We start from the raw sequence: 12,793 nt of genomic DNA, 5'->3' as shown, positions 1-12,793 counted from the left end.
GGGATCACTGCGCCGCCGCGGTTGCCGCGGCTTCGGCCTCGGCCGGATCTTTCAGCGCTTTCAAGACGCCGTCGCGGATTTGGTCGAGCTTGCGGTCGTGCTGAATCTTCAGGCCGAAGATGTCCTTGACGTAAAAGACGTCAACCACCCGCTCGCCATAGGTGGAAATATGAGCCGAGGCGATTTGCAGCCCCAACTGAGTCATGGCGGCGGTGAGATCGTACAAAAGACCTGGGCGGTCACGGCCGTTGACCTCGATCAGGGTATGCGACGACGACGCCTTGTTGTCGATGATGACGCGGGGCGGCACCTTGAACACATGGGCGCGGGCCGGCAACTTGCCCTTGCGCGCGGCCAGTTCCTTATCCAGGCGCATGCGGCCGGACAACACCTGTTCGATCACCGTCGACAGCTTGGCCAGTTTGGACGGCGTATCGAAGGCGGCGCCGTCACTTTCTTGAATCCAAAAGCTGTCCAATGCCATGCCGTTGGCCAAGGTTACGATCTTGGCATCGACGATATTGGCGCCTGACACCGCCATGGCCCCGGCGATTTGCGAAAACAGGCCGGGATGGTCGCTGGTGTAGACATTAATTTCAGTAACGGAACGGAAACTGTCGACGCGAGAATCCACCGTCAGCGGGGCGTGGCGGCTTTCGGCATCGCGCACCAGCCGGGCATGACGGACATGGGTGGCGGTGTCAAAGCTGGTCCAATAGGTCGGATAACCGCGGGTCAGATGGGCGTCGATATCGGTCTGAGGCCAATTGGTGGCGAGCAATTCACGCGACAGGGCCGCTTGCGCCGCCTTGACCCGGTGGTCGCGGGCGGCGGCCATGCCGCCCAGCATCAATTCCTCGGAACGCTGGTACAATTCACGCAGCAGCCCGCCTTTCCAGCCATTCCACACATTGGGGCCGACGGCGCGGATATCGGCGACGGTCAGCACCAACAACAGGCGCAGCCGTTCCGGGCTTTGCACCCGGGTGACAAAATCGGTGATGGTCTGCGGATCGTCGATGTCGCGCTTAAAGGCAACCCGGCTCATGCTCAGGTGCTCGCGCACCAGCCAGGCCACGGTTTCGGTCTCTTCCTCGGTCAGGCCGAAACGTGCCCCCAGCTTCATCGCCACGTCGGCGCCGAGCACCGAATGATCGCCGCCACGGCCCTTGGCGATGTCGTGCAGCAGCACCGACAGGTACAGCGCCTTGCGCGACGACACCTTATGGATGATCAGGGTGGACAGCGGCGCTTCCTCGACCAGATCGCCCTGTTCGATGGCGTGCAGGATGCCGATGGCCTGGATGGTGTGCTCGTCCACCGTATAGACATGGTACATGTCGTATTGCATCTGGGCGACGACACGACCGAAATCAGGGATGAAACGGCCCAGAACGCCGGCCTCGTTCATGTGGCGCAGCGCCACTTCCGGGTTCTTCTTGCTGGTCAGCATGGCGACGAACAAGGCGTTGGCCTTGGCGTCGTGGCGCAGCGACACCACCCGTTTCAAATTGCGATGGACCAGATCAAGGGCGTGCGGATGGATGTCGATGCCGTGTTCCAGCGAGGTATGGAACAGGCGGATCATCGCCACCGGATCGGTTGCGAACTGATCTTCGGCGGCGACGTTCAAGCGGTCGCCGTCGATGATGAAGCCGTCCACATTCGAACGTTTGAGGAAAAGCAGCTTGCCCAGGCGCATGCGCGGCTTACGCTTTTGCTGTTCCTCGGCCAACGAGCAAAACAGCCGGGTCAGATCGCCGACATCCTTGGCCACCAGGAAGAAATGCTTCATGAACCGCTCGACGCCGCGGGTGCCGGCATGGTCGGTGTAATTCATCCGCTGGGCGATTTCCGGCTGAACGTCAAAGGTCAGGCGATCCTCGGCCCGTTCGGTGACGTAATGCAGGTGGCAACGCACCGTCCACAAGAAGGCCTGGGCCTTGGCGAAACGCTTGTGGGCATCCTTGGATAAGATGCCCTGATCGACCAGTTCGGCGATGCTGTCGACGCGGTAGAGATAGCGGGCCAGCCAGTAAAGGGTGTGCAGATCGCGCAGCCCGCCTTTGCCTTCCTTGACGTTGGGTTCAAGGACATAACGGGTGTCGCCCATGTTGGAATGGCGGGCATCGCGCTCGGCCAGCTTGGCCTCGACGAATTCCTCGCCGGTGCCGGCGATAATCTCGTTGGCGTAACGGTTCTTCAGGTCGAAATACAAGGGTTGGTCACCCCACAGCCAGCGCATTTCCAGCAGCGCGGTGCGGATGGTCAGGTCACCTTTGGCCATGCGGATGCATTCATCGGCCGAACGGGTGCTTTGTCCGACCTTCAGGCCCATGTCCCACAGCATGTACAAGACGTATTCGACGATCTGTTCGTGCCAGGGGGTGCGCTTGTAGGGCGTCAGGAACAAAAGGTCGATATCGGATTGCGGCGACAACTCGCCCCGGCCATAGCCGCCGACGGCGACCAGGCTCATGGCTTCGCCGCTGGTGCGGATGTTTTGCGGCAATTCATGCGCGGCGGCGAAATCGTGGACGATGCGGACCAGTTGGTCGATGAGGAAACAATTTTCCCGCACCGTCTGGGTACCATCGCCATGGACGTCAAAGCGCTGGCGGACTTCGGCGCGGCCATGCGCCAGAACATCCTTGAAGACGCCGAGAACGGCGCTGCGTCGTTTCATCTTGGGCAAGTCGGATTCCGCCAGCTCGGTCAGTCGGGCCATGATGGCACGGCGGTCGATGATGTCGCGTTGGCGGACGATTTTGCTCATGAACGGGCACCGGGAAAACGTGCGAGGGATGCGGAGTATAGGGCCGGAAAAGCAAGGCTTTCCAGACGTTTTGCCATTGCTTCCTCTGTGGGCACGACTGCCTAGGACTTACGCAGATTGCGCAAGATCAGCCACAGCAACAGGGCGGGAACACCGATTTCCAAGGCGATCAGCAGGTATTTGCCCATCACAGCAGCCGCTTGAGCTCGTAAAGCAGGTCCAGCGCCTGCTTGGCGTTCAGCTCGTCCGGGTTGATATCTTTCAATTTTTCCTCTAACGGCGATGGCCCGGCAGCTTCTTTGGCTTTTGGTTTGGCCAGGACGGCGAAGAGCGGCAGGTCATCGGCCAGCCGGGCGACGGCGCTGCCTTGTTCACCTTTTTCCAGGGCTGACAGAACTTCTTCCGCCCGCGCAACGACAGCCGGGGGCAGGCCGGCGAGGCGGCCGACGTGAATGCCATAGGAACGGTCGGCGGCGCCTTGCGCCACTTCGTGCAAAAAGACCACGTCGCCTTGCCATTCCTTGACCCGCATTTGCCGGCACGACAGATTTTTCAGCCGGCCGGCCAACGACGTCAGCTCGTGGTAATGGGTGGCGAACAAGGCCCGGCAGACATTGACCTCGTGCAGATGCTCGACCACCGACCAAGCGATGGAGAGGCCGTCGAAGGTGGCGGTGCCGCGTCCGATTTCGTCCAAGATGACCAAGGCCCGAGGGCCGGATTGATTGAGGATGGCGGCGGTTTCGACCATTTCCACCATGAAGGTCGATCGGCCACGCGCCAGATCGTCGGCGGCGCCGACGCGGGAAAACAGACGATCGACGACGCCGATGCGGGCGGCGCGGGCGGGAACAAAGGCGCCCATCTGCGCCAGCAGGACGATGACGGCGTTTTGGCGCAGAAAGGTGGATTTACCGGCCATGTTGGGGCCGGTGATCAGCCACAGCCGGTTGCCGGCCGATAAATCGCAATCATTGGCGACAAAAGCGCCGGAATTGGCGGCGCGCAAGGCCGCCTCGACCACCGGATGGCGGCCGCCGTCAATGACGAAGGCGGTGCTGTCATCGATTTCGGGGCGGATCCAATCCTCGGCTGCCGCCAATTCGGCCAAGGCGGCGGCAACGTCAAGCGTGGCCAGGGCGGCGGCGGCGGCGGCGATGGCGGCGGCCCGCGTCGTCACGTCGCCGACCAGATGCTCGAACACGTGCTGTTCCAGGGCCAGGGCGCGGTCGGCGGCGCCGGTCAGCTTGCCGGCCAGCTCGATCAGCTCGGTGGTGGTGTAGCGTGCGGTCGTGGCCATGGTCTGGCGATGGATGAAGCTTTCATCCAGCTTTTCCGCCTGTTTGGCCGCCACCTCGATGTGATGGCCGATGATGTTGTTATGGCGGATTTTCAAATTGGCGATGCCGGTTTCCTCGGCATAGCGCCGTTCCAGCCGCATCAGATGGGAATTGCCCTCGGCCTTCAGGCTTTTCAGTTCGTCCAGGCCAGCATGAAATTCCGGGCGGATGAAGCCGCCGTCACGGGCCAGCGACGGCAGCTCTTCGGCCAGGGCGCGGGTCAGGATGTCGACGACGGTGGAATGTTCGCCCAGATCGGCGGCGGCCGTGGCGATGGCCGTCGGCGGCGTGTCCAGGGATGGCCGGGCCAGGGCCGCGCGCAAGGCGGGAATTTCGGCCAGGGCGTCGCGGATGGCGGCCAGATCACGGGGGCCGCCGCGGCCCAGACTAAGGCGGGACAAGGCGCGTTCCATGTCCGGGCAGCGTTTGAGGGCGGCGCGGATATCGGCGCGCACGGTTTCGTGTTCGACGAAAAAGGCCACCGCATCCAGCCGTTGGCCGATGGCGGCCGGATCGGTCAGCGGCGCCGCCAGCCGGGCGGCAAGCAAACGCGCCCCGGCCCCGGTGATGGTGCGGTCGATGGTCGCCAGCAGCGAGCCCTTGCGTTCGCCATTGACGGTTTCGGCCAGTTCCAGGTTGCGCCGGGTGGCGCCGTCGATTTCCATCACCGCGCCTTGGGCCAGCCGTTGCGGCGGGTTAAGGCGGGGCATCTTGCCCTTTTGCGTCAGCTCGATGTAATCGACCAGGGCGCCGCCGGCAGCCAGTTCGGCCCGGCCGAAACTGCCGAAACCATCCAGCGCACCGACGCCGTACAACGCTTCCAGCCGCTTGCGGGAATTTTCGGAATCGAAACGGACGCTGGGCAGCGGGGCCAAAATGGATTTCCACTCGGCCCACACTTCCAGCAGGTCGGGTTGGTGCAACAACCGTTCCGGCACCAGCAATTCGCCCGGCGACAGGCGGGCCAGGGCGGCGGACAGCAGGGCGGGGGCCAGCGGCTGCATGGCGAAATCGCCGGTGGAGACATCGACCCAGGCCAGTCCGATGGTGCCGCCAATTTCGGCGGCGGCGGCCAGGTAATTATGGGCGCGGGAATCCAGCAGATTGTCTTCGGTCAGGGTGCCGGCGGTGATGACGCGGACGACGTCGCGGGCGACCACCGATTTGGCCCCGCGCTTCTTGGCTTCGGCCGGGTCTTCGGTCTGTTCGCCGATGGCCACCTTGTGGCCGGCGCGCACCAGCCGCGACAGATAGACTTCGTAGGACCGCACCGGCACGCCGCACATGGGGATGTCTTCCCCCAGATGCTTGCCGCGCTTGGTCAGGGCGATATCCAAGGTGGCCGCCGCCTTGACCGCGTCGTCGAAGAACAATTCGTAGAAATCGCCCATGCGGTAAAACAGCAGGCAATCCGGATGGGCATGCTTGATGGCCAGATATTGGGCCATCATCGGCGTGGCATCGGCGGGGATGATTGCTTCGGTCACGGGCGTGGATCGGGTCCGGGTTGACGAGAATGCGGGCAAGGTAGCACGTCGCGACATGTTCGCAACCCCTGCCCCCTATGCAACGGCTTTTGGTTGGCGCAGAATGATTGCCCCCGATGCTTTACAGGAGGGGGCTTTGAACGCCACCGACATCCATGCCCCGATCACGCGTGAAGTGGTTGGAACCTTTGCTGACCGCGAACATTTTCAATCGGCCGTCCTTGCTCTGTTGGCCGCAGGCTTTGCCCGCGCCGATTTGTCGGTGCTGTCGTCGCACGATTCGCTTGACGCTGCGCAATCCTCGTCCAAATGGAAGGATGCGCTGATCGCCGTCGCCGGCGACATCAAATACGAAGGCCCGCTGGTCGCCGCCGGTCTGATCGCCCTGGCTTCGGGGCCGGTGGGGGCGACCATCGCCGCCATCGTCGCCGCCGGCATCGGGGGCGCCGCCATCAAGGAAGTGCTGGACGAAGTCTCGGCCTTGCCCGATAGCCATGATTTCGACCGCGCCCTGGCCGCCGGCGCCGTCATCTTGTGGGTGATGGTCGCCGATCAATTGGGCGAGGAAAAGGCCAAGAAGATTCTGGCCGAAACCGGCGCCGCCAATATTCACGTCTTCAACCGCCAAGGCCGCTGAACAGGCCTGGAATCGTCTGGGAACGTCCATATCATCATGACCGATTTGTCCGCCAACCGTAACGAAACCGGGGCGCAATCCGCGCTGGAACGCGAAACCCTGCTGATGCATGCCTCGGGCCGTCCCGGCAAGATCGAGGTGGTGCCGACCAAGCCGATGACCACCCAGCGCGATCTGTCGCTGGCCTATTCGCCCGGCGTCGCCTTTCCCTGCCTGCACATCGCCCGCGATCCGTCCTTGGCCTATGACTACACCGCCAAGGGCAATCTGGTGGCGGTGATTTCCAACGGCACCGCCGTTTTGGGGCTGGGCGATCTGGGGGCGTTGGCGGGCAAGCCGGTGATGGAAGGCAAGGCGGTCTTGTTCAAGCGCTTTGCCGATGTTGACGCCATCGATCTGGAAGTCGATACCCGCGACGTTGACGAATTCGTCAATTGCGTGCGGTTTTTAGGGCCGACCTTCGGCGGGATCAATCTGGAAGATATCAAGGCGCCGGAATGCTTTATCATCGAAAGCCGCCTGCGCGAGATCATGGACATTCCGGTCTTCCATGATGACCAGCACGGTACCGCCATCATCGCCGCCGCCGGCCTGCTCAACGCCTTGGACCTGACCGGGCGCTCGCTTGCCGACACCAAGGTGGTGGTCAATGGCGCCGGCGCCGCCGCCATTGCCTGCGTCGAGCTGATCAAGGCCATGGGCATCCGCCACGAAAACGTGACGTTGTGCGATACCAAGGGGGTCATTTACCAAGGCCGCGACCACGGCATGAACCAGTGGAAATCCGCCCATGCGGTGCCCACCGACGCCCGGACCCTGGAACAGGCCATGGTCGGCGCCGACGTGTTCATGGGTCTGTCGGCCAAGGGCGCGGTGAACGCGGAGATGATCGCCGCGATGGCGGCGCGTCCGATCATTTTCGCCATGGCCAATCCTGACCCGGAAATCACCCCGGAAGAGGTCCGCCAGGTGCGCAATGATGCCATCGTCGCCACTGGACGTTCCGATTATCCCAACCAGATCAATAATGTGTTGGGCTTTCCCTATATCTTTCGCGGCACGCTTGATGTTCGTGCCCGAACCATCAACGAAGCCATGAAAGTGGCGGCGGCCCGCGCCATCGCCCAATTGGCGCGCGAGGACGTGCCCGACGAGGTGGACGCCGCCTATGCCGGGCGCCGGCTTCGTTTCGGCCCCGAATATATTATCCCGGTGCCGTTCGATCCCCGCCTGATCGCCACCGTGCCGCCGGCGGTGGCGCGGGCGGCCATGGATTCGGGGGTGGCGCAAAAGCCGATCATCGACATGGAGGCTTATGCCAAGCAATTGTCGGCCCGGCTTGATCCGACCGCGGCCAGCTTGCAGGCCATCTCGGAAAAGGTTCGCGCCCACCCGCAGCGCGTGGTGTTCGCCGAAGGCGAAGAGGAAAAAACCATCCGCGCCGCCTTGGCCTTCCGCAATGCCGGTTTCGGCACGCCGATCTTGCTGGGCCGCGAGGAACAGATCCACGAGACGGTCAAATCCAGCGGTCTGCCCGGCCTGGAAGGGCTGGAAATCGTCAATGCCCGGCTGTCGCATCAGCGCGAGCATTATATCGAGGTGCTGTATCGCCGCATGCAGCGCCAAGGATTGCTGTTGCGCGACGTCCAGCGTCTGGTCAATCAGGAACGCAACATCTTCGGTTCGCTGATGGTGTCCGAAGGCGATGCCGATGCCATGGTCACCGGTCTGACCCGCAATTACTGGCAAGCCTTCGACGAGATCAAGCGGGTGATCGACACCGCCCCCGGCGAGGTGCTGCTGGGTCTGACCATGATGATCGCCAAGGGCCGCACCGTGTTCATGGCCGATACCACCGTGCACGAGACGCCGACGCCGGAACAATTGGCGGATATCGCCCAGCAAAGCGCGGCCAAGGCCCGGCAGATGGGGCACGAGCCGCGGGTCGCCTTGTTGTCTTATTCCAATTTCGGCAATCCGGTGGCCCATCCGTCGGAACGGGTGCGCGAGGCGGTGGCTATCTTGGATTCCCGTCGGGTCGATTTCGAATATGACGGCGAAATGGCCGCCGATATCGCCTTGGATGCTGATTTGCTGAAGCTTTATCCGTTCTGTCGGCTGTCGGGGCCGGCCAATGTCCTGGTCATGCCCGGCCTGCATTCGGCCAATATCAGCGCCAAGCTGATGCAGAAAATGGGCGGCGGCACTGTCATCGGCCCGATTTTGATGGGATTGGACAAGCCGATCCAGATCACCTCGATGGACGCCACCGTCAACGATATCGTCAATATGGCGGTGCTGGCCTGCTACGATGCCATGAGAAGTTAACGTTTGGTGCGGCGGACAGCCTGTTAGACTGGCTGTCCGTATTTTTCTGGATGGGCTCATGAGCCGACGCTTCACTCCGCCGCGCCTGCTGCGCCGCGCCTTTGTGCTTTCCTTGCCCAGCTTTGCCGTGCTGGCGGCCTTGGTGATCTTGCGCGAAATGCATGTGCTGACCGCACTGGCCTTGTGGGCCTGGGTGGTGCTGGCTTTGTCGTGGCTGATCCGTCCGGGCATGGCCGATGCCGCCCGTGTCGCCTTGTGGGCGCGCAATCTGGCCGCCGGCGGCGAAAATATTCCACCGCCGGTAAGCCCCGACACCCCAATCGAGGAAATCGCTTCGTCGGTGGCGCAGTTGCGCCGCGCCTGGCAGGAACGTCAAACCGAGCTGGCCCTGTTGGCCAAATGGAATGAAAGCCTGTTCGAGAACCTGCCCGATCCGCTGGTTCTGCTCGATCCCGAACGGCGGGTGGTCAAATTCAATCAAAGCGCGCTGACGGCGTTCGGGCGCGACATCACCGGCCGTGACCTGTCGGTGGTGTTGCGCAATCCCAACGTGCTGGAAGCCGCCGACGCGGTCTTGGCCGGGGCCCAGGCCCGCGATGGCGCCTTTGAGCTGCCGGTGCCGGTGCCAAGGTCGTTCCAGTTTCGCATCGAACGCTTGGGGCCATCGCCGGCCAGCGACGCGGTGGCGGTGTTGGCGCTCAACGATCTGACCACGCTCAAGCGGATGGAGCAGATGCGCGCCGATTTCGTCGCCAATGCCAGCCACGAATTGCGCACGCCGCTGGCGACATTGTTGGGGTTCATCGAAACCCTGCGGGGTCCGGCCCGCGATGATGAACAAGCGCGGGACAAATTTCTCGGCATCATGTTCGATCAGGGATCGCGCATGGCGCGGTTGGTCAACGACCTGCTGTCGCTGTCGCGGATCGAGCTGAACGAGCACACCCCCCCGGCGGAAAGCGTCGATCTTGGCCGCATCATCCAGGCCGGGGCCGACGCCCTGATGCCGTTGACCGCGCCGCGGCAGATGCGTTTGGTCGTCACTATCGACGAAGCCGCCCGCCACGTCATCGGTCAAGCCGATGAATTGGCGCAACTGGCCCAGAACCTGATGGACAATGCGGTCAAATACGGTCGTGACGGCACTGCGGTGGAAGTCACCCTGCGCGTGGCCACCACCTTGCCGGCGGCGGCCGGCCCGGCTTTGCGCGATGCACCGGCGGTGGTGTTGGCGGTGCGCGATCACGGCGACGGCATCGGCAAGGAGCATCTGCCGCGCCTGACCGAACGATTCTATCGCGTCGATACCGCCCGCTCACGCACGCTGGGCGGCACCGGGCTGGGGCTGGCCATCGTCAAGCACATCGTCAATCGCCATCGCGGCAAACTGACGGTGGAATCGACGTTGGGCCAGGGATCGGTGTTCTCGGTTTATCTGTGCGGGGCCAAGGCTCAGACCGAAGCCGTCTCGTCGGCGCTTTCGCTTTCCGGCGGCAGGTTGTAGCTTTGGCAGCCGCCGCATTGATAGACGACGGTGGCTTCGATGGCCGACAGATTCATGTTGTGAATCATTTTGCGGCCGCAATGACCGCAAAAATAGTCATCGCCGCCCTTTCCCACGGTTGAAACCCCGGTGTTGAAGATGGTGCGTTCGCCAATATCGTTTTGGCTGATCGGCTTCATCATGAATTCGGCCATGGCGTTTCTAAGCCTTCGCGTGAATGGTTACCAGGCGGCGACGGTGCCGTCGGCTCGGGGATCGCAAGCGCCTTCCAAGGTGCCGTCGGCCCGGCGAATGATCATGCCAGCGTGACCGAGGGCGGAATCGAAATCCCCGGTCATTTGTATCGCATGGCCGGCCTTGCTCAAATCTTGCGCCAAAGCGGGGGCGAAGCGGTTTTCCAACAGCAGGCCGCCGGGCGGGGCGCCGTCCAGGCTGCGGCCAAGGGCAAAGCGGGGCGCGGTCACCGCCGTTTGCGGGCTTTGGCCGAACAACACGGCGCGGGTGAACAATTGCGCTTGAATCTGCGGCTGCGAATCGCCGCCCATGCTGCCCCAGACCATGGTGCGGCCATCCTTGAGGCGGGCCAGGGCCGGCGACAAGGTATGGAAGGGTTTGCGCCGCGGTTCGAGGGCGTTGCGGTGCTCGGGATCAAGCGAGAAGGAAAAGCCGCGATTGTGCCAGACCAGTCCGGTGCGCGGCAGGGTCACGCCGGAACCGAAGGCATGGAACAGGCTTTGAATATAGCTGACGGCGCGGCCTTGGCCGTCGATCACCCCCAGCCAGACGGTATCGCCATCGCCGATATCGCGCGGCCACGGCGCCGCCTGGCTCGGGTCGATTTCCGCGGCCAGGGCGTCAAGCATGGGGTCGGTCAGATAGGTGGTGGCGTGCACCGACATGCGGTGCGGGTCGGTGACGTGGGCGTCCCGCACCCGATAGGCTTTTTTGGTCGCTTCGACCAAACCGTGGATCCAGGCGAAATTATCGGGAATCTCGACGCCCAGGCGCTGGAAAACGCCCAGCAAGATCAACGAGGCCAAGCCTTGGGTCGGCGGCGCGGTGTTGAACAAGGTGCCGGCGGGCAGGGCCAACGACAGCGGCCGCCGCCGCATGCCGCGATGGCGGGCCAGATCTTCGGCTTGGAGCGGCGCGCCGGCGGCTTTGAGGTCGTCGGTGATGGCGCGCGCCACCTCGCCGCGATAAAAATCGTCCAAGCCGGCGGCGGCCAGACGTTCCAGCGTATCGGCCAGCGCCGGCAGGGTTTGCAGCGATCCCACCGCCGGAACTTTGTTGCGGTTCAGAAATGTCGCCGAAAAGCCGGGGGCCTTGCGCAAGCTGGCCAAATTGCGGGCGGTGGCGGCGGCTTGATGGGCGGTGACGGCGAAACCTTGGCGGGCGTAATGGATGGAATCCTCGAACAATCGTTCCAGCGGCATGCCGCCGCCCCAATGGGCCGAGACGTCCAGCGCCGCCTGCCAGCCGGAAACAACCCCGGCCACGGTATTGGCGGCCATCGCCCCCTTGGCCGGCATGGCCTTAAGCTTGGCCGCGCGAAACAAATCGATATCGACCTTGGCCCCGGCGGCGCCGGAGCCGTCGATGGAAACCGGCGGCTTGCCCGGCTCGGCGATCAACCAAAAGCCGTCACCGCCCAGACCATTCATGTGCGGATAGACCACGCCCAGGGTGGCGGCCGCGGCGATGGCCGCCTCGATGGCGTTGCCGCCGTCGCGCAGCACCGCCAGACCGGCCTGCGAGGCAAGGTGATGCGGAGAAGTGATCATTCCCCGTCGGGCCATGGGCGTATTCAGCATTTCCCATCCATCCGCGAATATGTCATCCGATTTTGCGTCAACCTTGCTGTCCCGTCCAGTGTTGGTGGAAGCCGGCTTTGCAATCAAGGCCGCGCCGGTATGTAATGTACTCTCTTTTGCCGGAGCCGTTTGTCATGACCCATGATTACCGTCAGGCCGAAACCCTGAGCCTAAGCTGGCAGGACATGCACCGCGACGCCTGTTCCCTGGCGGAATTGTTGCGGGGCAAGGGGCCGTTCGACGGGATCGTCGCCATTGCCCGGGGCGGGCTGGTGCCGGCGGCCATCGTGGCGCAGGAATTGGACATCAAGCTGGTGGAGACGGTGTGCATCTCCAGTTACGATTCCCAGACCCAAGGCGACATGCGGATCATGAAAACCCTGGCCGAAGAGGGCAAGCACTGGCTGGTGATCGACGATCTGGTCGATTCGGGGGCCACCGCCAAGGTGGTTCGCGCCATGTTGCCGGGCTGTCATTACGCCACCTTGTACGCCAAGCCGGAAGGGCGGGGGCTGGTCGATACCAGCGTCGCCCAACTGGCCCAGCATGTGTGGTTGGTGTTTCCCTGGGAAGCCTCGGCTCTCCCCTAAATTGCCACAATCGGCGGCGATAAGGATTATTCCTCGCCGGCGTTGAGCACGGTGCGGGCTTCGTTTTCGTCGATCTGGTGCAGGTCGTTCATGTGGATTTCCCAATTATCGACGAATTCGCTGACCGCCAGGGTCAGGCATTCGTCCAGGCTTTTGCCGGTCTCGGCCGCCAGTGCTTCCAGCCGCTGCTTCAGCCCGGCGGACAAGGTGACGGACAGGGTTTCCATGAAGATTTCCTTTGGTTGCAGCGCCATCGCCCAGATGGCGGCAGCATACAAGCAACCACATCGACATGCCAGTTTCGAGACCGATGTCCC

The 12,793-nt window shown here is 63.2% G+C and carries 9 protein-coding genes; 4 read left to right on the top strand and 5 right to left on the bottom strand.

What is annotated here, in order from left to right; all coding sequences use genetic code 11:
* Positions 1-4: 4 nt before the first annotated feature.
* Both KEC16_RS12880 and mutS read right to left on the bottom strand, forming a co-directional pair.
* A complete protein-coding gene (locus KEC16_RS12880; protein ID WP_211549520.1) occupies positions 5-2,776 on the bottom strand; it encodes a [protein-PII] uridylyltransferase in 2,772 nt (923 codons plus the stop codon).
* Between the two features lie 187 nt (positions 2,777-2,963).
* A complete protein-coding gene (mutS, locus tag KEC16_RS12875) occupies positions 2,964-5,567 on the bottom strand; it encodes a DNA mismatch repair protein MutS (RefSeq protein ID WP_211549677.1) in 2,604 nt (867 codons plus the stop codon).
* A 172-nt stretch (positions 5,568-5,739) separates the two neighbouring features.
* Between mutS and KEC16_RS12870 the strand changes: the two genes are divergently transcribed.
* From KEC16_RS12870 to KEC16_RS12860, 3 genes are read left to right on the top strand one after another with little or no spacing between them, the layout of a single operon-like run.
* A complete protein-coding gene (locus KEC16_RS12870; RefSeq protein WP_211549519.1) occupies positions 5,740-6,240 on the top strand; it encodes a hypothetical protein in 501 nt (166 codons plus the stop codon).
* 36 nt (positions 6,241-6,276) lie between these two features.
* The gene (locus KEC16_RS12865) at positions 6,277-8,568 is read left to right on the top strand and encodes an NADP-dependent malic enzyme (RefSeq protein ID WP_211549517.1); all 2,292 of its coding nucleotides are present in this window, start codon (positions 6,277-6,279) and stop codon (positions 8,566-8,568) included.
* A gap of 58 nt (positions 8,569-8,626) precedes the next feature.
* A complete protein-coding gene (locus tag KEC16_RS12860) occupies positions 8,627-10,072 on the top strand; it encodes an ATP-binding protein (RefSeq protein ID WP_211549515.1) in 1,446 nt (481 codons plus the stop codon).
* Here KEC16_RS12860 and KEC16_RS12855 read toward each other — a convergent pair.
* Together KEC16_RS12855 and KEC16_RS12850 are read right to left on the bottom strand one after the other, a co-directional pair.
* A complete protein-coding gene (locus KEC16_RS12855; protein ID WP_211549513.1) occupies positions 10,021-10,266 on the bottom strand; it encodes a hypothetical protein in 246 nt (81 codons plus the stop codon). The genes KEC16_RS12860 and KEC16_RS12855 overlap by 52 nt on opposite strands.
* Positions 10,267-10,293: 27 nt before the next feature.
* On the bottom strand, positions 10,294-11,856 hold the full coding sequence (locus KEC16_RS12850) for a gamma-glutamyltransferase family protein (protein WP_428846060.1): 1,563 nt from the start codon (positions 11,854-11,856) through the stop codon (positions 10,294-10,296).
* Between the two features lie 164 nt (positions 11,857-12,020).
* Here KEC16_RS12850 and gpt point away from each other — a divergent pair, with 164 nt between their 5' ends.
* Entirely contained in the window at positions 12,021-12,476 is a 456-nt protein-coding gene (gpt, locus tag KEC16_RS12845) for a xanthine phosphoribosyltransferase (RefSeq protein ID WP_211549510.1), read from the top strand.
* Positions 12,477-12,502: 26 nt separating this feature from the next.
* On the opposite strand, the gene KEC16_RS12840 is transcribed toward gpt, so the two are convergent.
* Complete coding sequence (locus tag KEC16_RS12840) at positions 12,503-12,703, bottom strand: hypothetical protein (protein ID WP_211549508.1); 201 nt, start codon at positions 12,701-12,703, stop codon at positions 12,503-12,505.
* Positions 12,704-12,793: the final 90 nt, after the last annotated feature.

It is taken from the genome of Magnetospirillum sulfuroxidans, assembly GCF_018224925.1.
GTDB classification, from domain to species: domain Bacteria; phylum Pseudomonadota; class Alphaproteobacteria; order Rhodospirillales; family Magnetospirillaceae; genus Magnetospirillum; species Magnetospirillum sulfuroxidans.
The sequence above is the reverse complement of the archived record's forward strand: the minus strand, read 5'-3'. Positions and strand labels throughout refer to the sequence as shown.

Excerpts from the sequence above, each read along its gene's own strand:
- mutS (WP_211549677.1), bottom strand. The coding sequence starts at position 5,567 with ATGATGGCCCAATATCTGGCCATCAAGCATGCCCATCCGGATTGCCTG.
- KEC16_RS12855 (WP_211549513.1), bottom strand. The coding sequence starts at position 10,266 with ATGGCCGAATTCATGATGAAGCCGATCAGCCAAAACGATATTGGCGAA.
- KEC16_RS12880 (WP_211549520.1), bottom strand. The coding sequence starts at position 2,776 with ATGAGCAAAATCGTCCGCCAACGCGACATCATCGACCGCCGTGCCATC.
- gpt (WP_211549510.1), top strand. The coding sequence starts at position 12,021 with ATGACCCATGATTACCGTCAGGCCGAAACCCTGAGCCTAAGCTGGCAG.
- KEC16_RS12840 (WP_211549508.1), bottom strand. The coding sequence starts at position 12,703 with ATGGAAACCCTGTCCGTCACCTTGTCCGCCGGGCTGAAGCAGCGGCTG.
- KEC16_RS12850 (WP_428846060.1), bottom strand. The coding sequence starts at position 11,856 with ATGATCACTTCTCCGCATCACCTTGCCTCGCAGGCCGGTCTGGCGGTG.
- KEC16_RS12865 (WP_211549517.1), top strand. The coding sequence starts at position 6,277 with ATGACCGATTTGTCCGCCAACCGTAACGAAACCGGGGCGCAATCCGCG.
- KEC16_RS12860 (WP_211549515.1), top strand. The coding sequence starts at position 8,627 with ATGAGCCGACGCTTCACTCCGCCGCGCCTGCTGCGCCGCGCCTTTGTG.